Origin of the sequence: Rhizobium sp. CB3171, from assembly GCF_029714265.1 — a bacterium.
Lineage (GTDB): Bacteria > Pseudomonadota > Alphaproteobacteria > Rhizobiales > Rhizobiaceae > Rhizobium.
On sequence record NZ_CP121652.1, the window covers coordinates 1,347,029 to 1,366,403 of the forward strand.

The following is a 19,375-nucleotide window of genomic DNA, read 5'->3' on the forward strand; positions in this document are numbered from 1 at the left end:
TAAAGCGCAAGAAGCGAGTCTGAAAGATCGCGACGCGCTTTAAGCTAGCTCACTCCGCGGCTACCACCTTTTTCATCGGCCGCCGCTCCAGCAATTCCTTCAGGAACTGACCGGTATAGGAACGCTTCTCCTTGACGACAGTCTCCGGCGTGCCTGCCGCGACGATCTCGCCGCCGCCATCTCCGCCTTCGGGACCGAAGTCGAGGATCCAGTCGGCCGTCTTGATGACCTCGAGATTGTGCTCGATCACAACAACCGAATTGCCCTGGTTGACCAGTTCGTGCAGCATTTCCAAGAGTTTGGCGACGTCGTGGAAGTGCAGGCCGGTGGTCGGTTCGTCTAGGATATAGAGCGTGCGACCAGTCGATCGCTTCGACAATTCCTTGGCCAGCTTGACACGCTGCGCTTCGCCGCCCGAAAGCGTATTGGCCTGCTGACCGACCTTGATATAGCCGAGGCCGACATCTTTCAGGGACTGCAGCTTGTCGCGCACGGCAGGAACGGCCGCGAAGAAATCGACGCCCTCTTCGACCGTCATGTCGAGCACATCGGCGATCGACTTGGTCTTGAAGGTGACGTCCAGGGTCTCCCTGTTGTAGCGCTTGCCGTGGCAGACATCGCAGGTAACGTAGACGTCCGGCAGGAAGTGCATCTCGATCTTGATGACGCCGTCACCCTGGCAGGCTTCGCAACGGCCGCCCTTGACGTTGAAGGAGAAGCGGCCCGGCTGATAGCCGCGCGCCTTGGCTTCCGGCAGACCGGCGAACCAATCGCGGATCGGCGTGAAGGCGCCGGTATAGGTTGCCGGGTTCGATCGCGGCGTGCGGCCGATAGGCGATTGATCAATGTCAATCACCTTGTCGATATGTTCGAAGCCATCGATGCGGTCATGATCGGCCGGGATTTCGCGCGCGCCCATGACGCGGCGGGCTGCCGACTTGTACAGCGTCTCGACCAGGAACGTGGACTTGCCGCCGCCGGAAACGCCGGTGACTGCAGTGAAGACGCCGAGCGGGATCGAGGCCGTCACGTTCTTGAGGTTGTTGCCTCTCGCGCCGATAACCTTGATCTCCTTGCCCTTCTTGGCCTTGCGACGCTCGTCGGGGACTGGCACGCCGAGCTCGCCGGAGAGATATTTGCCGGTCATCGATTTCGGGTTGGCCATGATGTCCTGCGGCGTGCCATGCGCCACCACTTCGCCGCCATGCACGCCGGCGGCCGGGCCGATATCGACGACGTCATCCGCCGTCAGAATGGCATCCTCGTCGTGTTCGACAACGATGACCGTATTGCCGATGTCGCGCAGATGTTTCAGCGTTTCCAGCAGGCGGGCATTGTCGCGTTGATGCAGGCCGATCGACGGTTCGTCAAGAACATAGAGCACGCCTGTCAAGCCCGAGCCGATCTGCGAGGCCAGGCGAATACGCTGGCTTTCGCCGCCGGACAGCGTGCCGGAATTGCGCGACAGGCTGAGATATTCAAGGCCGACATCGTTGAGGAAGCGCAGGCGATCACGGATCTCCTTGAGGATACGCACGGCGATCTCGTTCTGCTTGTCGGTGAACGTCTCCGGCAGCGCGTTGAACCAGTCGCGGGCAATCCGGATCGACATTTCAGCCACCTGGCTGATGTGCAGCTTATTGATTTTTACCGCCAGCGCTTCCGGCTTCAGGCGATAGCCGTTGCAGGCTGGGCAAGGGGCGGCCGACATGTAACGTTCGATCTCCTCGCGCGCCCAGGCGGAATCCGTTTCCTTCCAGCGCCGCTCGAGGTTCGGCACAATGCCTTCGAAATTCTTATGCGTCGTATAGGAACGGGCACCGTCGGCGTAGTGAAACTCGATCTTGTCCTCGGTGCCATTCAAAATGACATCTTTTGCCGTGTCGGACAGGTCGCTCCAGCGGCTGCCGAGCTTGAAGTCGTAATGCTTGCCGAGTGCTTCGAGCGTCTGATTGTAATAGGGCGAGGTCGATTTGGCCCATGGCGCGACGGCGCCGTCGCGAAGCGTGCGCTCAGGTTCCGGCACGATCAGGGCCGGATCGATCTTTTGCAGCGAACCCAGCCCGTCGCAGGAAGGGCAGGCGCCAAAGGGATTGTTGAACGAGAACAGCCTCGGCTCGATTTCCGGAATGGTGAAGCCGGAAACCGGGCAGGCGAACTTTTCCGAAAAGAGCACGCGCTCATGCGTCTCGTTCAACGATTTGTTGGCCGAGCCGCCGGCCGCGGTTTCTTCCGGCGGCAACGGCTTGTCGGCGAATTCCGCAATGGCAAGGCCCTCGGCGAGATGCAACGAGGTTTCGAAGCTGTCCGCCAAGCGCGCCGACACGTCGGGCCTGACGACGATACGGTCGACCACCACGTCGATATCGTGCTTGTACTTTTTGTCGAGTGCCGGCACATCGGCAATCTCGTAAAACTGGCCGTCGACCTTGACGCGCTGGAAGCCCTTTTTCATGAGCTCCGCCAGTTCCTTCTTGTATTCGCCCTTACGGCCGCGCACGAGCGGCGCCAGGATATAAAGCCTGGTGCCTTCACCGAAGGCAAGCACACGGTCGACCATCTGGCTGACCGTCTGGCTCTCGATCGGCAGGCCTGTGGCCGGCGAATAGGGCACGCCGACGCGGGCGAACAGAAGACGCATGTAATCGTATATTTCGGTAACGGTGCCGACCGTCGAGCGCGGATTGCGCGACGTGGTCTTCTGCTCGATCGAAATCGCCGGCGACAGACCATCGATCTGGTCGACATCCGGCTTCTGCATCATCTCCAGGAACTGCCGCGCATAGGCCGACAGGCTCTCGACATAGCGGCGCTGACCCTCGGCATAGATCGTGTCGAAGGCGAGCGAGGATTTGCCCGAGCCGGAAAGGCCGGTCATGACGATCAGCTTGTTGCGCGGAAGATCGAGATCGATCCCCTTGAGATTGTGCTCGCGCGCGCCACGTATGGAAATAGTCTTCAGTTCGCTCATCGTCGTCTGCGGTCCCTTGGTGTCTGCCCTTATTTAGTGATGCCCGCCCGTGAGTCGAGGCTGAAATGAAGGGCAACGCCAGGTTTTCGATTCGGTTGACAGGATCATAGAGGTGAATTAGAACAAAGAAAGAACAAATTTGCCTTCGGGTCAAGGCCGCGTATCATTTCGCATTTCATATAATGTCTGTGGATGAGCGCAGCAGATGGCGCCGCGTAAATAGCGCCTCATGGCGGCAATGGTCTAAGGTGCGTGGATAGAATTTCAGAGCCGTCGATGGGCGGCAAGCAGGGTAGGTAATCATGGCCGGTAGTGTGAACAAGGTAATTCTGGTTGGAAATCTCGGGGCGGACCCGGAAATCCGCCGTACGCAGGACGGCCGTCCGATCGCCAACCTCAACATCGCGACGTCGGAAACCTGGCGCGACCGCAATTCCGGCGAGCGCCGGGAAAAGACGGAATGGCACCGTGTCGTGATCTTCAATGAAGGTCTCTGCAAGGTTGCTGAACAATATTTGAAGAAGGGCGCCAAGGTCTATATCGAGGGCGCGCTCCAGACGCGTAAGTGGCAGGATCAGAACGGCCAGGATCGTTATTCGACCGAAATCGTCTTGCAGGGCTTCAATTCGACGCTGACTATGCTGGATGGCCGGGGCGAAGGCGGCGGCGCTGTCGAAGGCGGTCGCGGCGGACGCGGCGGCGGTGACTTCGGCGGTGGTTACGGTGGCGACTATGGCGGCGACGACTATGGCCAGCCTTCATCGCAATCCTCCGGCCGCAGTGCTGGAGGTGGCCGTGGCGGCGCCGCAAGCAGCGGCGGCAGCAACTTCTCGCGCGACTTGGACGACGATATTCCGTTTTGATCGCGTCGCTTTGATCGGCAAGTCGTATCGAAATGAATTGAACGGCCCGCATTTCCGGCGGGCCTTTCTATGGGTTTATGTGAGTTTGAGCGCCGCTTTCGCGCCGTCCACGACGAATTGGGCAGCGAGCGCGGCCAGAATGACACCGAGCAGGCGCGTCAGGATGGCGCGGCCTGTTGACCCCAGCATACGGTCAAGCCTCTCGGAAATCGCTAACGCCGCATAGACCAGTCCGAGATTGATCGCGATAACGAGGATCAATTGAGCTCGGTCGAGCATTGTCTGCAGCGAACCGGCCAGCAGGATGGTTGCCGAAATGGCGCCGGGTCCCGCGATCAGCGGCAGCGCCAAGGGAAACACCGCAATATTCTGGATATGATCCTTGGTGATTGCGACTTCCGTCGTCTTTTCCTTTCTGTCCTGCCGTCGCTCGAACACCATCTCGAAAGCGATCCAGAACAGCAGCAGGCCGCCCGCAATGCGGAAGGCGCCGATGGAAATGCCGAGAATACCAAGCACGCTGGCGCCGAACAGGGCGAAGGCCGCCATGATGAAGAATGCGATCAGCGAGCCGCGCAATGCCACCTGATGACGTTGAGCCCGGTTCATGCCAGCCGTAAGGCCGATGAACAGCGGAGCAAGACCTGGCGGATCGACTGTGACGAGCAGCGTTGTGAAGGCATTGATCAGCGTGTCCGCGCTCGCCATATGATCCCCGGCATTTGTTTCTATTTGTTGTTGGCCCATTGATATGCGAGGAATGACGTTTCGCAAAGCGCAATGCGGGCTCGCCAAAACGTTCTGCCACGGAAATGTTCGATTTAGCGGGTTAAGAGGGCAAAAGCCTGTTCAAAAGCACCCGTCAAAATTGGCGCTTGCAGGGCCTTTCGGCTATAAATTTCGCAGTGATTCTAAAAGAGATCGTGATCTGTTTTGACTGAGCAAACACCACCCGGCGGCGGGAAGCTCCCGCCAGGCATCGAGCCGATTTCCATCATGGAGGAAATGCAGCGGTCGTATCTCGATTACGCGATGAGCGTGATCGTCAGCCGCGCACTTCCCGATGTTCGCGATGGTCTCAAGCCCGTCCATCGGCGCATTCTGTACGGCATGTCGGAACTCGGGATCGACTGGAACAAGAAATACGTAAAATGCGCTCGCGTCACCGGTGACGTGATGGGTAAATACCATCCGCACGGCAACCTGGCGATTTATGACGCGCTCGCGCGCATGGCGCAGCCCTGGTCGCTTCGCCTGCCGCTGATCGACGGTCAGGGCAATTTCGGCTCCGTCGACGGCGATCCGCCGGCGGCCGAACGTTATACGGAATGCCGCCTGCAGAAGGTCGCGCATTCGCTGCTCGACGATCTCGACAAGGAAACGGTCGATTTCCGCGAGAACTATGACGGCACATTGAGCGAGCCCGTCGTCGTCCCGGCAAAGTTCCCGAACCTGCTGGTCAACGGCTCCGGCGGTATCGCCGTCGGCATGGCGACCAATATTCCGCCGCACAATCTTTCCGAAGTGATCGACGGCTGTATCGCGCTGATCGACAATCCGGCGATCGAGCTGCCGGAGATCATGCAGATCATCCCGGGTCCGGATTTTCCGACGGGCGCGAAGATTCTCGGCCGTGCCGGCATCCGCTCGGCCTACGAGACCGGACGCGGCTCCATCGTCATGCGCGGCGTCGCGACGATCGAGCCGATGCGTGGCGACCGCGAACAGATCATCATCACCGAGATTCCTTATCAGGTGAACAAGGCGTCGATGATCGAGAAGATGGCTGAACTCGTGCGCGAAAAGCGTATCGAAGGCATCTCCGACCTGCGCGACGAATCCGACCGCCAGGGCTATCGCGTGGTGATCGAGCTGAAGCGCGACGCCAACGCCGAGGTTATCCTCAACCAGCTTTATCGCTATACGCCGCTGCAGACCTCTTTCGGCGCCAACGTGGTGGCGCTGAATGGCGGTAAGCCGGAGCAACTGACCCTTCTCGACATGCTGAGGGCCTTCGTGTCCTTCCGCGAGGACGTGGTCAGCCGCCGCACCAAATATCTGTTGCGCAAGGCGCGCGAGCGCGCCCATGTCTTGGTGGGCCTCGCCATCGCGGTCGCCAATATCGATGAAGTGATCCGCGTTATCCGTCATGCGCCCGACCCGCAATCGGCGCGTGAAGAGCTGATGACCCGCCGCTGGCCGGCGGCAGATGTCGAATCCCTTATCCGGCTAATCGATGATCCGCGCCACCGTATCAACGAAGACGGCACCTATAATCTGTCGGAAGAGCAGGCGCGCGCCATTCTCGAGCTGCGTCTTGCCCGTTTGACGGCACTTGGCCGTGACGAAATCGGCGACGAACTCAATAAGATCGGTGCCGAGATCAAGGACTATCTCGATATCCTGTCGTCGCGCATTCGTATCCAAGCCATTGTAAAAGAAGAGCTTGCCGCCGTTCGCGACGAATTCGGCACGCCGCGCCGCACCGAAATCGTCGACGGCGGCCTGGAGATGGATGACGAGGACCTGATTGCCCGCGAGGACATGGTCGTTACCGTTTCACATCTCGGCTACATCAAGCGCGTGCCTCTGACCACCTATCGTGCCCAGCGGCGTGGCGGCAAGGGTCGCTCCGGAATGACCACGCGTGACGAGGATTTCGTTACTCGGCTATTTGTCCTCAACACGCATACGCCGGTTCTCTTCTTCTCGTCGCACGGTATCGTCTACAAGGAGAAGGTCTGGCGCCTGCCCATCGGCACGCCGCAGTCGCGCGGCAAGGCCCTGATCAACATGTTGCCGCTGGAGCCCGGCGAGCGCATCACCACGATCATGCCGCTTCCGGAAGACGAGAGCACCTGGGACAATCTCGACGTCATGTTCTCGACGACGCGCGGCACCGTGCGCCGCAACAAGCTGTCGGACTTCGTTCAGGTCAATCGCAACGGCAAGATCGCCATGAAGCTGGAGGAAGAGGGCGACGAAATCCTCTCCGTCGAGACCTGCACCGAGCATGACGACGTACTGCTGACCACGGCGCTCGGCCAGTGTATCCGTTTCTCGGTTTCGGACGTACGCGTCTTTGCCGGCCGCAACTCGATCGGCGTCCGCGGCATCAGCCTTGCATCCGGCGACCGCATCATCTCGATGACCATCGTCCGCCATGTGGACGCGGAACCTTGGGAACGCGCGGCTTATCTCAAGCGCTCCGTCAGCGAGCGTCGCTCGGCGACGGGCGAGGACGAGGAAATCGCGCTGGTTGGCGAAGAAGTCACCGAAGAGGGACAGCTCAACGACGAACGCTATGAAGAGCTGAAGGCGCTCGAGCAGTTCATCCTGACTGTCTCTGAAAAAGGCTTCGGCAAGCGCTCGTCTTCCTACGATTTCCGCATTTCCGGCCGCGGCGGCAAGGGTATTCGCGCTACCGACACGTCGAAAACCGGCGAGATCGGCGAGCTTGTGGCCGCCTTCCCGGTTGAGGAGGGTGATCAGCTCATGCTGGTGTCGGACGGGGGCCAATTGATCCGTGTTCCCGTCGGCGGCATCCGCATTGCCAGCCGCGCTACCAAGGGCGTCACCATCTTCTCGACCGCCAAGGATGAGAAGGTCGTTTCGGTCGAGCGTATCAGCGAGCCGGACGGCGAGGACGATGCGAGCGACAATGGTGCCGAGGACGACGCTGCGAACGGCGATGCGGAAGTCTCGAACGGCGATGCCGAGGGTACGACCGAAGAATAAGGTTCAGTGAACTCAGCACATGGAATGACGACCGGGCGGCTTGGCTGCCCGGTTTTTTGTTGATCTCGTGGTTTTCGGGCAGCCGCGCAATGGACGATCGCATCCGCACCCCTCAGCACTTCGCGCAACAGCATCGCATCCGTAAAATCTCCGACGACATGCGTCGTCGAAAACGGCGAACGATCGATCCCGACAACCGCGTGATTTGTCGCTAAGGCGTTAAAGATCGCACGGCCAAGCCGCCCGGAGCTGCCCGTAAGAACAATTCGCATGTCGATCCCTCTATGAAACTCGATAGCCATAGCACGATTGAAGCGACTGCCGCGCTACTTGTCGCTAGACCAGCCCCGGGGAGCGAAGAAAGGTTCGCGGCGTAACGACATAAAAAAACCGGACGCTGGGGGAGCGTCCGGTTCGAATTAACCCGAGCGATTGGAGGGCCGCACTCGGGATCAGGAAATATCGCAACACCCTTTGGTTCAGAGGGCCTTATGGTGTTTGTTCAGCTTCTTGCTCTCCTCGCTTTCGCGGTGGAGCGCTGAGATTGTGGACGCGACGGATACAACGAACATGCTGCTGATGAAAAGCGTAAGCACCGTTAATATCGTGAACATGATCGCTCCCTTCCTCTCGTGGAACTAGCGTTCAGATCCCTTAATACTGGCTGGTGGTAACGAAGGGACGAGCCGAAGCAAAGGGACCGTAGATCTTCGACTGGTCAGGCTTTTGATCGTAGAGAGCGATTGTCGCTGCAAGCATTCCCGAAATCATGGTCATCCAAACGACGTTAATAAGGGTGATCTTATCGGGCATACTCTGTTTCCTTCTTACCGCAATGAGCAAATCTTAAGGTTCGGGCTTTAACGCGGCGGCCGATGAATGGTTCCGCCTTGATGTTGAGCGTCTGTTTACCAACGTCCATCTGAAGCGACCTTGAATGCCTTGTTCATCTGGCGTTCAGATTCGCGATGCGTTTTGCGCATGGCGTTGGCGATTTCTTGAGCAGAATTGGTGGTGTTAGCCGGGGAAGCCCATTCTATTTCGTAGTTGTTCGCGAAAAGATGAACGGCGTATTCAAGAGCGAAAGAGCCGATAACGGCGACTGCAACAATAAGGACCAACATGGCCTGATCTTCCCTGAGCCGGAGGCGGATGAGCCGATGAAAGCGGCCCGTTTCGATGTTGGTGCGAATAAAGCACCGTTGATCTGAAACGGGCTTGAACGTCGCATTCATCTGCTGTTCAGAGGCAGCCAAGAGGTTGTAAATGACTTGCGATACCGGCCCATCCGTGACAAAAGGCTGCAAACAACGAGCCGGTCTGGTATGACGACAGCCTTTTATCCTGGATCCTTCGATCCGATGACCAATGGACATCTGGATGTCCTCGTGCAGGCGCTGAATGTCGCCTCCAAGGTTATTGTCGCGATCGGCATTCATCCTGGCAAGAAACCACTTTTCTCCTTCGAGGAACGCGCGGAATTGATCACCCGGTCGCTTGCCGAAGCGCTGCCGCAGAAGGTTGGGGATATCTCCGTTGTCGCCTTCGACAATCTGGTGGTCGACGCGGCGCGCAAGCATGGCGCGAGCCTTTTGGTGCGCGGCCTGCGTGATGGCACCGATCTTGACTATGAAATGCAGATGGCCGGCATGAACCGCCAGATGGCGCCTGATATTCAGACCCTGTTTCTGCCGGCCGGCACGGCATCGCGGCCTATAACCGCCACATTGGTGCGGCAGATCGCATCCATGGGCGGCGATGTCAGCGCTTTCGTGCCCGCAGCGGTTCTTGAAGCCCTGACAGGCAAGCTAAAAGATACGGTCCAATAAAGACTGGCCGAAATCATTTTCCGAACGGAGCACCCATGAAACTCTTTCATCTCGCATTGGCAGGTTTTCTCAGCCTTGCCGCCTTCGCAGGCAGCGCCTTCTCGGCGGCGGCCGACGATTTTCTGACGATCCAGCTTAAGGATGGCCCTGTCGTCATTCAGTTGATGTCCGATGTTGCTCCGAAGCATGTCGCACAGATCGAAGCGCTGGCGAAGAAGGGTGCCTATGACAACGTCGCCTTCCATCGTGTCATCGACGGCTTCATGGCCCAGACCGGCGACGTGCAGTACGGCAACATGTCGAAGGGCTACAATCCTCAGAAGGCCGGTACGGGCGGCTCCGATATGCCCAATCTTCCGGCCGAATTCTCCAAGGTTCCGTTCAAGCGTGGCACGGTCGGCATGGCGCGTGCCCAGGATCCGAATTCCGCCAACTCGCAGTTCTTCATCATGTTCGCCGACGGCGACTTCCTGAACGGTCAGTACACGGTCGTCGGCAAAGTCGTCTCCGGCATGGAATTCGCCGACAAGATCAAGCGCGGCGAAGGCCAGAACGGCGAAGTGAGCAACCCCGACCGCATGGTCAAGGTCACGGTCGGCAAGAAGTAAAATTCGAGAAGAGAAGAGGAAACAAAAATGGCTGAGATCAAGGATCCCGAAAACACCCTCGTCCTGGAAACCACCAAGGGTCAGGTCGTCATTCAGTTGCTGCCGCAGGTAGCGCCCGAGCATGTCGCCCGCATCAAGGAACTTGCCCGCGAGAAGGCTTATGATGGCGTCGTTTTCCACCGCGTCATCGACGGCTTCATGGCCCAGACCGGCGACGTGCAATACGGCAAGCAGGGCAGCGAGAGCTTCAATCCCGGCCGTGCCGGCATGGGCGGCTCCTCGAAGCCCGACCTGAAGGCCGAATTTTCCGCAACGTCGCACATTCGCGGCACCTGCTCGATGGCTCGTTCGCAGAACCCGAACTCGGCCAACTCGCAGTTCTTCATCTGCTTTGCCGACGCTCCGTGGCTGAACAAGCAGTACTCGGTCTGGGGCCAGGTTATCTCCGGCATGGAAATTGTCGACCAGATCAAGCGCGGCGAGCCGGTGAAGGATCCGGACTCGATCGTATCCGCTCGGGTTGCCGCCGACGTCTGATCGTGATTATTCCTGAAGCCCGCCTCTCGCGCTTTGGCGTGGGGGCGGGTTTCGCTTTGCTGAGATTGCCAGAATGCGCGTTGACCTTTTCGATTTCGACCTGCCGGATGAGCGCATTGCGCTGAGGCCCGCCGAGCCCCGCGACAGCGCGCGGCTGCTCGTCGTCGATCCGAATAACGGCGAGGCGGCTCTGAGCGATTATCACATCCGCGATCTGCCGTCTTTCCTGCGACCGGGCGATGCTGTCGTCTTCAACGACACGAAGGTCATCCCGGCCCAGTTGGAGGGCGTTCGTCATCGGGAAGGTGCGCCCGGCCAGCAGGTGTCGGCGACGCTGCATATGCGCGCCGCGCCCGACCGCTGGAAAGCTTTCGCCAAGCCGGGCAAGCGCATCAAGATCGGCGATCGCATCCAGTTCGGCCATGGCGAAAATGTTTGCATCCTTGGCGCTCTTGACGCCGTGGTCGAGGAGAAGGGTGAGGGCGGCGAGATCACGTTGCGCTTCGATCTCTCCGGTCCGGCGCTGGATGAGGCGATTGCCGCAGTAGGCCATATTCCGTTGCCGCCCTATATCGCCGCCAAACGGCCGGAAGACGAGCGCGACCGCACGGACTACCAGACAATCTACGCTCGTGAGGAGGGCGCCGTTGCTGCGCCGACCGCGGGCCTGCATTTTACCCCGTCGCTGTTTACCGCGCTTGATATCATGGGCGTCGAGCGGCATTTCGTGACGCTGCATGTCGGCGCCGGTACGTTTCTGCCCGTCAAGGCCGACGACACTGAAGACCACAAGATGCATTTCGAGATCGGCTATGTCGACGCGACGACGGCGGCGAAGCTGAATGCGGTGAAGGCGAGGGGCGGGCGCATCGTCTGCGTCGGCACGACCTCGCTACGGCTGATCGAAAGTGCCGCCGGCGATGACGGAACGATCAAGCCCTGGCACGGCGCGACCGGCATCTTCATCACGCCCGGCTATCGCTTCAAGGCGGTCGATCTCTTGATGACGAATTTCCATCTGCCGCGTTCGACGCTGTTCATGCTGGTATCGGCCTTTGCCGGCCTTGATACCATGCGCGCGGCCTACACCCATGCTATTGAGACAGGCTATCGCTTCTATTCCTATGGCGATGGCAGCCTGCTCTACCGGAAAGACTAAGACGAGATGAGCGAGAGCTTTCAGTTCCAGTTGAAAAAGACCGATGGCGGTGCCCGTCTCGGCGAAGTTTCCATGCCGCGCGGCACGATCCGCACGCCGGCCTTCATGCCGGTCGGCACGGTCGGTACCGTCAAGGCGATGTATCTCGATCAGGTACGCGAGACCGGCGCCGACATCATTCTCGGCAATACCTATCACCTGATGCTCCGCCCGACCGCGGAGCGTGTCGCCCGCCTCGGCGGCCTGCACGAGCTGATCCGCTGGCAGCATCCGATCCTTACTGACTCCGGCGGCTTCCAGGTCATGTCGCTCTCCGGCCTGCGCAAGCTCGACGAGAAGGGTGTCACCTTCAAGTCGCATGTCGACGGCAGCACGCATCACATGTCGCCGGAGCGCTCGATCGAGATCCAGGGCCTGCTCGGCTCCGACATCCAGATGCAGCTCGATGAATGCGTGGCGTTGCCGGCGACGCCGAAGGAAATCGAGCGCGCCATGGAAATGTCGCTGCGCTGGGCCGAACGCTGCAAGGTGGCTTTCGGCAATCAGCCCGGCAGGGCGATGTTCGGTATCGTGCAGGGCGGCGATGTTCCGGAGCTTCGCGTCCGTTCCGCACAGGCGCTGAGCGGCATGGACCTCAAGGGCTATGCCGTCGGAGGTCTTGCCGTCGGCGAGCCACAGGAAGTCATGCTACGCATGCTTGAGATCACTCTTCCCGAGCTGCCGACGGAGAAGCCGCGTTATCTCATGGGCGTCGGCACGCCGGACGATATCTTGAAGTCCGTCGCCCGCGGCATCGATATGTTCGATTGCGTGATGCCGACCCGCTCGGGCCGTCACGGCCTCGCGTTTACGCGTAGGGGCAAGGTCAATATCCGCAATGCCCGTCACGCGGAGGACATGCGCCCGCTCGATGATCAATCGAGCTGCCCGGCCTCGCGCGATTATTCCCGCGCCTACCTGCACCATCTCGTCCGCGCCAACGAGGCGCTCGGCGGCATGCTGCTTTCCTGGCATAATCTTGCCTACTACCAGGAACTGATGCACGGCATTCGCCAGGCGATCGCCGAGGGCCGCTTTGCCGATTTCATGGCAGAGACTCAGGAGAATTGGGCAAGGGGCGATCTCGAGCCGGCGTGATTCAAGAACGGCTAGAGTGGCGATGCGCTGCTCTTGAACATGTCCCGATTCCGCGCTAATTGAAGCCTGTCGAAAAAGGCAGGGTTGGTTTCGGTAGGCCCAATCCCTTCCATCCGGAAGCTCTGCTCCATGCCATAGGCATGAGGGCCCGCGACGCGGAACTTGGCCATTGTGGCCGAGTACCCCGCGTTGGTGTGGGCCGTTTCGAGCGACACGCCTCTGCGGGGAGACCCCTTGGAGCTGTCATGCGACTGAATCACCTGGATTTACATGTTCCCGACGTCGCCGCGACGCGGGATTTTTTTGTTTCCGTCTTTGATTTCACCGAAATCGAAACCCGTGGAGCGAACGGCCTCGCCATCCTGCGCGACGATGCCGGGCTCGAACTGGTCATCAGCCATCCGGTCGAGAGGTTCGGCGGAGCTGATTCAATATCGGTCGGCCGCAACACCTATCACATCGGCTTCATGCTGCCGTCGCGCGAGGCTGTGGACGCACAATTCGAGCGCGCCAAATTGGCCGGCTGCGAAATCTGGAAACCGCCGTCGGCTATGCGGGGCGGTTGGTTGTTTTATTGCTTCGCACCAGGACGAATTCTGGTCGAAGTCGGCTGGCGTCCGGAACCTAAATATCAATTAGAAAATATAATATCCGCAATGGCTTATGTCTCAGTCTTTGTCTCATGAATTAGGCGTTTTCAGGTGGTCTAACTGGGCTCTTCCGAAAGGCCGCCTGAGACGACGGCGCGATAAGAAAGCGTTTGCAAAAACAGCGAATCGTAATAAATGATCCTTCAGCCGGTGGTAAGATCCACTGACTATTTTGGTGCTTTGCGTTTGAAATTCCTTTGAACTTCGGCTACAAAGCGTTCCACTTTATCGATAAGGGCTCACTAATAAAATAGGAGGCACCTGCCGTTGAGGGCGCAACGCGCATTGGGGACCTGTCTTTCCGGACTCATATTTGTCGGATTGGCGGCGACGGGCTGCACGACGGTGGCGAAAGCACCCTCGACCAGCCAAAACTCTTCCAAGTCCATTCGACCGACGAAGGTAACCTACAATTACACCGCAAAAGATCGCGACTGTTTGAAGCGAGCGATGTATTTCGAGTCCGAGCATTCGGACCATGATGGATACATGGCAGTGGGATCGGTCGTGATGAACAGATTGACCTCCGGTGCCTACGCCTCGTCGATCTGCGGCGTCGTCGCGCAAAAAAGGCAATTTGCGCCAGGCGTGATGACGAGGGTGGTCAGCGACCTGGCCGAACCTGATCTCAACCAGGCGGCATCGGAGGTTCTCAATGGAGAACGACATCCGGGTGTCAAGGATGCGATGTTCTTCCACACGGACGGTCTGAAATTCCCTTACAATAACATGCACTATGTCGCCGTGGCCGGCGGAAACGCTTTCTATGAGAAGCGTGGGCAGGATGGCGCCCTTGAAACGCCAGCGCCGCTCCCGGCCTACGAAGTTGCGATGAACTATGTGCCTGTGCAAACGGTCACAACAACGCAATTTCCGGTTTTGTTGCCACCTGCAGACCAGATTCCGATCCCGGCGCCGGATCCAATGACGACTGCAAGCATCAGCGCAACGCCAACGTCTACTGTAGCTGTTCCCTTACCGCGGCCAGCATTGGATGCGGCGGTTCAGCCTGTCAGTTTCAGCAGGGCAGGTGGCTAAAAGAGGCGAGGGGAATTCTGATCAGATTCCCTCGCTTGTCGCGTTCGGCAGGATCTGCACGCCGTTGATCTTATAACTGCCATCGGGCTGACGGGCGATCTGATAGATCGCCGTCCAGTCCTTGCCGTCCGTGCCGGTGATCAGCACTTCCTGATAGACGACCGCGCCGTTGTCGATGGCGCGGCTCTTGCCGAAGGCGTAGTTGCCTGGGTGATAGACCGGCTGATAGCTCTTCTTCACCATGGCGAAGAAGCTGTCCTTGTCCGGAAAAAGCGCCTTGATGCCGGGGGCAGCGAAGGAATAGGCCGAATCCGCATCATTGTGCAGGAAAGCTTCGATCTGTTCCTGAATCAACGTCTGCGCCGATTGCACGGGGTCTTCCGCTCGTGCGCCCGGGGCGAGGGCGAGGGTAATGCAGAGGGCGGCTGCAAGAGATAAAGCGCGCATGGACGATCTCCGGCAATATCCAGGAGAGCATAGCGCGCTTTATGCCTTTGCAGAAGGGACGCGGAGTATCGCAGGGATCAGCCATGTAGTCGCCGAAGCCCGGAGAAGCCGAACCCGATCATTGCCAGCGGCGAAACAGAGCGCTGGCATTCACGCCGCCGAAACCGAAACCGTTGGAGATGGCATATTCCATTGCCATCGGCCGAGCTGTTGCGCCAACAATATCGATACCGTCGGCCGCCGCGTCTGCCTCCTGCAGATTGCGGGTCGGAGGCGCAATCTGGTCGCGCAACGCCATGATGGTGAAGACCGCTTCCAGGCCGCCGGCAGCGCCAAGAAGATGGCCCGTCGCTGCCTTCGTGCCGCTGACGGCGATGCCGCCGTCGCGGCCGAATACCGTTTTGACCGCTTCCATTTCGCCACGATCGCCGACCGGCGTTGAGGTGGCGTGGGCATTGAGGTGCTTGACCTCACTGGGAGAAATCCGCGCCTGCGACAGTGCCGCCAGCATCGCCCGGCGCGCCCCGTCGCCATCTTCCGGACCGGCGGTCATATGATAGGCATCGGCGGCGGTACCATAGCCGACGAGTTCGGCGAGCGGCGTAGCGCCGCGGGCGAGAGCGTGGTCCAGCGTCTCGATTACCAGCATGCCGGCGCCTTCGCCCATGACAAAACCGTCACGGCCGGCGTCGAAGGGACGGGATGCTTCTTCCGGTCGGTTGCTGAAGCCGGTGGAGAGCGCCCGTGCCGCGGCAAAGCCGCCGAGGCTGACCTTGTCGATGCAGGCCTCCGCGCCACCGCAGATCGCGACATCGGCTTCACCGGCACGGATGAGACGCGCCGCATCGCCGATCGCCTGGACGCTAGCAGCGCAGGCCGTCACCGGCGCGCCGAGCGGCCCCTTATAGCCATAGCGAATGCTGACCTGGCCGGCTGCCAAATTGACGAGGAATGAGGGGACGGTGAAGGGCGACAGCCGCCGCACGCCGCGCGTCTCGGCAGTGCGCACCGCGTCGGCAATTGCCGGAAAGCCGCCGATGCCGGAGGCGATGACCGTGGCGGTGCGTTCGAGTTCTGCGGGATCGGTCGGCTGCCAACCGGCTTGCCTGATTGCTTCTTCTGCGGCCGCCATGGCGAAGAGGATGAAGCGATCCATCTTCTTCTGGTCCTTCACCGGCACGTAGCGATCGGCATCGAACCCGGCTTCGCTATCCTCCTCAAGGCTCGGCACGACACCACCGACCTTGGCGGCCAGATCGCCGACCATCGTCTCCGGCAGAAGCCTGAGACCCGAGCGCCCTTCGACCAGCCGCTTCCAGGCGGCATTGACGCCGACGCCCAGCGGCGAAACCAAGCCCATGCCCGTTACGACGATTCGATCCATAATGGAGTACTCCTATCTTTATCAGGCGTCGAAGCCCAGGAACCATGCCTTCATCTGCGCGATCCGTTCATGCACGGCCTCGTCGGCCGCCGGTCCGGGAACCAGAATCGTATCTTCGGGATGAAAAGCGCGGCCGGTCACGCGGTCGATGAGAAGGGGATCGCGATCCTCACCCGTCGTCGGGTCGACCAGCCGCATGGCAACCTCCTCGGGCGGCAAATGCTGGTTGCCCCAGGTAAACAGCGCCATGAGAACGGGAAAGAAGTCGCGCCCCTTTTCCGTCAGCACGTATTCGTAGCGTGGCGGCCGCTCGCTATAGAGGCGGCGCTCGAACAGGCCTTCGTCCGTCAGATGTTTCAGCCGTCGCGTCAGGATATTCGGCGCCACACCCAGATTCTTCTGGAATTCATCAAAGCGCGTCAGACCCTGAAGCGCATCGCGCAAGATCAGAATACTCCACCAGTCGCCGACGCTTTCGAGCGCACGGGCGGCAGGACATTTGAAGGCGCTGAAGCTTGTTCTCTGCATGGCCGAGGCGAATAGCATGAGTTACTATCATCATGCAAGTCACTAGGCTTGAATGGCGGGGTGTCTCGCTAAACAGCGTTACGGAAGCTCGGCCAAGGGCTTGAGTTTTCCTTGGTATCTGAAGGAAATGAGAAAAATATAGATCAATAATAAGAGAAACGGTGTTGAGCGGACAATGGCGACCCATACGTCGGTTGACGCATACAGGGCTAAGAATGCGTCTAGCGCTGCCAAAGCCAATGCCCACGCAAAAAGCATCAAGTAGATTTCACGCCACACCTCGCCCGTAAATAATGAGCTTTTCTCGAACAATATTGTTCTGGCAAGGGATCTCCAGAAGGCAAGAACAAGGAAAATCAGCGCAAAATATGTGGCTCGCAAGACCGGTTCGAGCTTTATGCTGAATTCCGTGCGTTCGACGAAATGTTGAAAGATCTGATCTGGAGCGCCGTTAAATATCACTCCTCCGATGAGTACGATCAGACAAACTCTCCACAGTATCGACAACGAGGCCTTTGCATAGCGTCTGAAAAATGTGATCAACGCTTCAGTCTCCAGGTCTTCAGTTTTAAAAGCGAACTGCTAGGTGCGCGATTCCACTGGCACCGAAGCACTCACTTCCTCCTCCGGAATATCGTCGAAGGACGCATAATTGAGGTTATAAAGCTTCGAATAGAGCTTGCCGTTGGCCATGAGCTGATGGTGATTGCCGCTCTCGATCAATTGGCCATTCTGCAGGACGATGATGCGATCGGCCTCGCGGATGGTGGCGAGGCGGTGAGCAATCACAAGGCCGGTGCGTCCCTCGAGCAGCTTCACCAGCGCCTTTTGGATCAGCATTTCGGTATAGCTGTCGATGTTCGCGGTTGCCTCGTCGAGCACGAGTATCTTAGCGTCGGCGACGAGGGCGCGGGCAAAGCTGACAAGCTGGCGCTGGCCGAGCGACAGGCCGCTGCCACGTTCACCGAGAACGGTATCGTAGCCGTCGGCAAGCCGCATGATGAACTCATGCGCACCCACCGCTTTTGCGGCCTCGACGATCTCCGCGCGCGTGGCCTCGGCCTTGTTATAGCGAATGTTCTCCAGCACGGTGCCGGTGAACAGGAATGGCTCCTGCAGCACCATGGCGATCTGTCGGCCGAGCGAATCCTGGGTGAGGGCGCGCACATCATGGCCGCCGACGAGCACCTGACCCTGCTGCACGTCGTAGAAACGATGGATCAGGGCCATGGAGCTCGACTTGCCTGAGCCGGTCGGCCCGATCAGCGCAACGGTCTCCCCCGGATTGACCTTGAAGCTGACATTCTTCAGCACCGGATGTTTCGGATCATAGCCGAAGACGACGTCGCGGAATTCGACCGAGCCGTCCATATCCGCCGACAGCACCTTGGCGTCCGGCGCATCCTTGATATCGACGGGCACATCGAGCACATCCGTCAACCGCTGGCCAGAGGCCATGGCACGCTGCATGACGGAATACTGCATAGTGAGCGAGCGGATAGGGTCGAAGAAGCGCTGAATGTAGAACAGGAACGCGACCATGACGCCGACATCGAGCCTGTGGTTCAGCACCATGGAACCGCCAACGATGATGACGATGGCCATGGCCATGCCCGTCAAGGTATCGACGATCGGCACCATGATCTGTGCGTATCTCGCAGCGGTCAGATGTGCCTTGAGGTTGGTATATGCCTTGTCGTCGAAGAGACCGAAATTGACGCTCTGCCGGTGCATGCCCTGAACGGCGCGCACTCCATGGATCGCCTCGGCCAAGGCGCCATTGGTGACGGAGTTTGTCTCATGCGCGTTCATAAAGGCGACGCGTGCCTTCGGAAGCCAGAATAGGCGGACAACGAAAAGGATCGGCATGACCGATAGCGTCAGCAGGCCAAGCCGGAAATCGAGCGAGAGAATGACGATGACGATGCCGAAGAGCAGGGCGATATCGCCGACGGAAAGCACCGATGTTTCAAGGAATTCCTGCATGGAGTTGACGTCGCCCTGCAGGCGCGACATCAACCGGCCGACTTCGGTCTTGTCCATGAAGGAGAGTGATACCCGCTGCAGATGTGCAAACATCGCCCTGCGGATATCGAAGAGCACTTCCTCCGCGACCTGGCCGACAAAGGTCTCCTGCACATAGCTGGCAGCATAATTGACCAGAATCGCTGCTGTGAAGATCGCCAGGGCCAGCCAGAGCGCCGAATAGTTGGTCGCGCCAGGTGCCATCGCGTGATCGATCGCATAGCGGATGACGAGCGGGATGACGATCTGCGACCCGGTGAAGAGAAGCACGGCTCCGACGGAAATGTAGATCTGGCGGCGGTAGGGGCTGACGAACGCCCAGATGCGGCGGATGATCTTGCCGTCGAAGACCTTGCCGAAAATCTCTTCCTCGACGCGATGGGAGCCGACCACAGCGCGGGGAGGGCGCCGCCCGTCTTCGCGCACGTCGTTGCGCTCGGTTTCAACAGTTTCCGACATTG

Annotated in this window: 18 protein-coding genes and 1 pseudogene; 9 read left to right on the forward strand and 10 right to left on the reverse strand. The window is 59.3% G+C overall.

The window, feature by feature from the left end; all coding sequences use genetic code 11:
* Window positions 1-49: 49 nt before the first annotated feature.
* Window positions 50-2,971, reverse strand: a complete 2,922-nt coding sequence (uvrA, locus tag QA648_RS06670) for an excinuclease ABC subunit UvrA (protein ID WP_283050379.1) — start codon at window positions 2,969-2,971, stop codon at window positions 50-52.
* 302 nt (window positions 2,972-3,273) lie between these two features.
* Between uvrA and QA648_RS06675 the strand changes: the two genes are divergently transcribed.
* Entirely contained in the window at window positions 3,274-3,834 is a 561-nt protein-coding gene (locus tag QA648_RS06675) for a single-stranded DNA-binding protein (protein WP_283050380.1), read from the forward strand.
* A gap of 75 nt (window positions 3,835-3,909) precedes the next feature.
* Here QA648_RS06675 and QA648_RS06680 read toward each other — a convergent pair whose 3' ends face one another.
* Window positions 3,910-4,542 carry a MarC family protein gene (locus QA648_RS06680; protein ID WP_104823057.1) on the reverse strand — a complete coding sequence of 211 codons (633 nt, stop codon included), beginning with the start codon at window positions 4,540-4,542 and terminating at the stop codon, window positions 3,910-3,912.
* A 225-nt stretch (window positions 4,543-4,767) separates the two neighbouring features.
* Between QA648_RS06680 and gyrA the strand changes: the two genes are divergently transcribed.
* Window positions 4,768-7,572, forward strand: a complete 2,805-nt coding sequence (gyrA, locus tag QA648_RS06685) for a DNA gyrase subunit A (RefSeq protein WP_283050382.1) — start codon at window positions 4,768-4,770, stop codon at window positions 7,570-7,572.
* Window positions 7,573-7,688: 116 nt separating this feature from the next.
* On the opposite strand, the pseudogene QA648_RS06690 reads toward gyrA, so the two are convergent.
* From QA648_RS06690 to QA648_RS06700, 3 genes and pseudogenes are all read right to left on the reverse strand, one after another.
* Window positions 7,689-7,874, reverse strand: a pseudogene (locus tag QA648_RS06690) (hypothetical protein); the annotation flags it as partial.
* Between the two features lie 352 nt (window positions 7,875-8,226).
* Entirely contained in the window at window positions 8,227-8,385 is a 159-nt protein-coding gene (locus QA648_RS06695; protein WP_162950149.1) for a hypothetical protein, read from the reverse strand.
* Between the two features lie 95 nt (window positions 8,386-8,480).
* Entirely contained in the window at window positions 8,481-8,948 is a 468-nt protein-coding gene (locus QA648_RS06700; RefSeq protein ID WP_283051470.1) for a hypothetical protein, read from the reverse strand.
* Between QA648_RS06700 and coaD the strand changes: the two genes are divergently transcribed.
* From coaD to QA648_RS06735, 7 genes are all read left to right on the forward strand, one after another.
* Window positions 8,898-9,401, forward strand: coding sequence for a pantetheine-phosphate adenylyltransferase (gene coaD, locus QA648_RS06705; protein ID WP_199773545.1), 504 nt, complete (start codon window positions 8,898-8,900; stop codon window positions 9,399-9,401). The two genes, QA648_RS06700 and coaD, sit on opposite strands and share 51 nt — an antisense overlap.
* A gap of 35 nt (window positions 9,402-9,436) precedes the next feature.
* Window positions 9,437-10,009: a peptidylprolyl isomerase gene (locus tag QA648_RS06710; RefSeq protein WP_283050386.1), complete on the forward strand. Its 573-nt coding sequence runs from the start codon at window positions 9,437-9,439 to the stop codon at window positions 10,007-10,009.
* Window positions 10,010-10,036: 27 nt separating this feature from the next.
* The gene (locus QA648_RS06715; protein ID WP_104823061.1) at window positions 10,037-10,546 is read left to right on the forward strand and encodes a peptidylprolyl isomerase; all 510 of its coding nucleotides are present in this window, start codon (window positions 10,037-10,039) and stop codon (window positions 10,544-10,546) included.
* Between the two features lie 73 nt (window positions 10,547-10,619).
* Window positions 10,620-11,705, forward strand: a complete 1,086-nt coding sequence (queA, locus tag QA648_RS06720) for a tRNA preQ1(34) S-adenosylmethionine ribosyltransferase-isomerase QueA (RefSeq protein ID WP_283050388.1) — start codon at window positions 10,620-10,622, stop codon at window positions 11,703-11,705.
* A 6-nt stretch (window positions 11,706-11,711) separates the two neighbouring features.
* Window positions 11,712-12,842 (forward strand): tRNA guanosine(34) transglycosylase Tgt, encoded by a 1,131-nt coding sequence (tgt, locus tag QA648_RS06725; protein ID WP_283050390.1) that lies wholly within the window; start codon window positions 11,712-11,714, stop codon window positions 12,840-12,842.
* A 245-nt stretch (window positions 12,843-13,087) separates the two neighbouring features.
* Window positions 13,088-13,528, forward strand: coding sequence for a VOC family protein (locus tag QA648_RS06730; RefSeq protein ID WP_104823064.1), 441 nt, complete (start codon window positions 13,088-13,090; stop codon window positions 13,526-13,528).
* Window positions 13,529-13,759: 231 nt separating this feature from the next.
* Window positions 13,760-14,530: a cell wall hydrolase gene (locus QA648_RS06735; protein WP_104823065.1), complete on the forward strand. Its 771-nt coding sequence runs from the start codon at window positions 13,760-13,762 to the stop codon at window positions 14,528-14,530.
* A gap of 21 nt (window positions 14,531-14,551) precedes the next feature.
* Here the strand turns inward: QA648_RS06735 and QA648_RS06740 are convergent, their stop codons facing one another.
* The 5 genes from QA648_RS06740 to QA648_RS06760 all read right to left on the reverse strand — a co-directional run bounded on the left by QA648_RS06740 (window position 14,552) and on the right by QA648_RS06760 (window position 19,373).
* Window positions 14,552-14,977 (reverse strand): DUF4864 domain-containing protein, encoded by a 426-nt coding sequence (locus QA648_RS06740; RefSeq protein ID WP_283050393.1) that lies wholly within the window; start codon window positions 14,975-14,977, stop codon window positions 14,552-14,554.
* A 118-nt stretch (window positions 14,978-15,095) separates the two neighbouring features.
* The gene (gene fabF / locus QA648_RS06745; protein WP_283050395.1) at window positions 15,096-16,361 is read right to left on the reverse strand and encodes a beta-ketoacyl-ACP synthase II; all 1,266 of its coding nucleotides are present in this window, start codon (window positions 16,359-16,361) and stop codon (window positions 15,096-15,098) included.
* A gap of 21 nt (window positions 16,362-16,382) precedes the next feature.
* A complete protein-coding gene (locus QA648_RS06750) occupies window positions 16,383-16,889 on the reverse strand; it encodes a helix-turn-helix domain-containing protein (protein ID WP_283051240.1) in 507 nt (168 codons plus the stop codon).
* Window positions 16,890-16,967: 78 nt separating this feature from the next.
* Entirely contained in the window at window positions 16,968-17,432 is a 465-nt protein-coding gene (locus QA648_RS06755; RefSeq protein WP_104823067.1) for a hypothetical protein, read from the reverse strand.
* A 39-nt stretch (window positions 17,433-17,471) separates the two neighbouring features.
* Window positions 17,472-19,373, reverse strand: a complete 1,902-nt coding sequence (locus QA648_RS06760; RefSeq protein WP_283050397.1) for an ABC transporter ATP-binding protein — start codon at window positions 19,371-19,373, stop codon at window positions 17,472-17,474.
* Between the last annotated feature and the right edge of the window lie 2 nt (window positions 19,374-19,375).

Coding starts and splice junctions, on each gene's coding strand:
- uvrA (WP_283050379.1), bottom strand. CDS start 2,971: ATGAGCGAACTGAAGACTATTTCCATACGTGGCGCGCGCGAGCACAAT.
- QA648_RS06675 (WP_283050380.1), top strand. CDS start 3,274: ATGGCCGGTAGTGTGAACAAGGTAATTCTGGTTGGAAATCTCGGGGCG.
- QA648_RS06680 (WP_104823057.1), bottom strand. CDS start 4,542: ATGGCGAGCGCGGACACGCTGATCAATGCCTTCACAACGCTGCTCGTC.
- QA648_RS06695 (WP_162950149.1), bottom strand. CDS start 8,385: ATGCCCGATAAGATCACCCTTATTAACGTCGTTTGGATGACCATGATT.
- coaD (WP_199773545.1), top strand. CDS start 8,898: ATGACGACAGCCTTTTATCCTGGATCCTTCGATCCGATGACCAATGGA.
- QA648_RS06700 (WP_283051470.1), bottom strand. CDS start 8,948: ATGTCCATTGGTCATCGGATCGAAGGATCCAGGATAAAAGGCTGTCGT.
- QA648_RS06710 (WP_283050386.1), top strand. CDS start 9,437: ATGAAACTCTTTCATCTCGCATTGGCAGGTTTTCTCAGCCTTGCCGCC.
- QA648_RS06715 (WP_104823061.1), top strand. CDS start 10,037: ATGGCTGAGATCAAGGATCCCGAAAACACCCTCGTCCTGGAAACCACC.
- queA (WP_283050388.1), top strand. CDS start 10,620: ATGCGCGTTGACCTTTTCGATTTCGACCTGCCGGATGAGCGCATTGCG.
- tgt (WP_283050390.1), top strand. CDS start 11,712: ATGAGCGAGAGCTTTCAGTTCCAGTTGAAAAAGACCGATGGCGGTGCC.
- QA648_RS06730 (WP_104823064.1), top strand. CDS start 13,088: ATGCGACTGAATCACCTGGATTTACATGTTCCCGACGTCGCCGCGACG.
- QA648_RS06740 (WP_283050393.1), bottom strand. CDS start 14,977: ATGCGCGCTTTATCTCTTGCAGCCGCCCTCTGCATTACCCTCGCCCTC.
- fabF (WP_283050395.1), bottom strand. CDS start 16,361: ATGGATCGAATCGTCGTAACGGGCATGGGCTTGGTTTCGCCGCTGGGC.
- QA648_RS06750 (WP_283051240.1), bottom strand. CDS start 16,889: ATGCAGAGAACAAGCTTCAGCGCCTTCAAATGTCCTGCCGCCCGTGCG.
- QA648_RS06760 (WP_283050397.1), bottom strand. CDS start 19,373: ATGTCGGAAACTGTTGAAACCGAGCGCAACGACGTGCGCGAAGACGGG.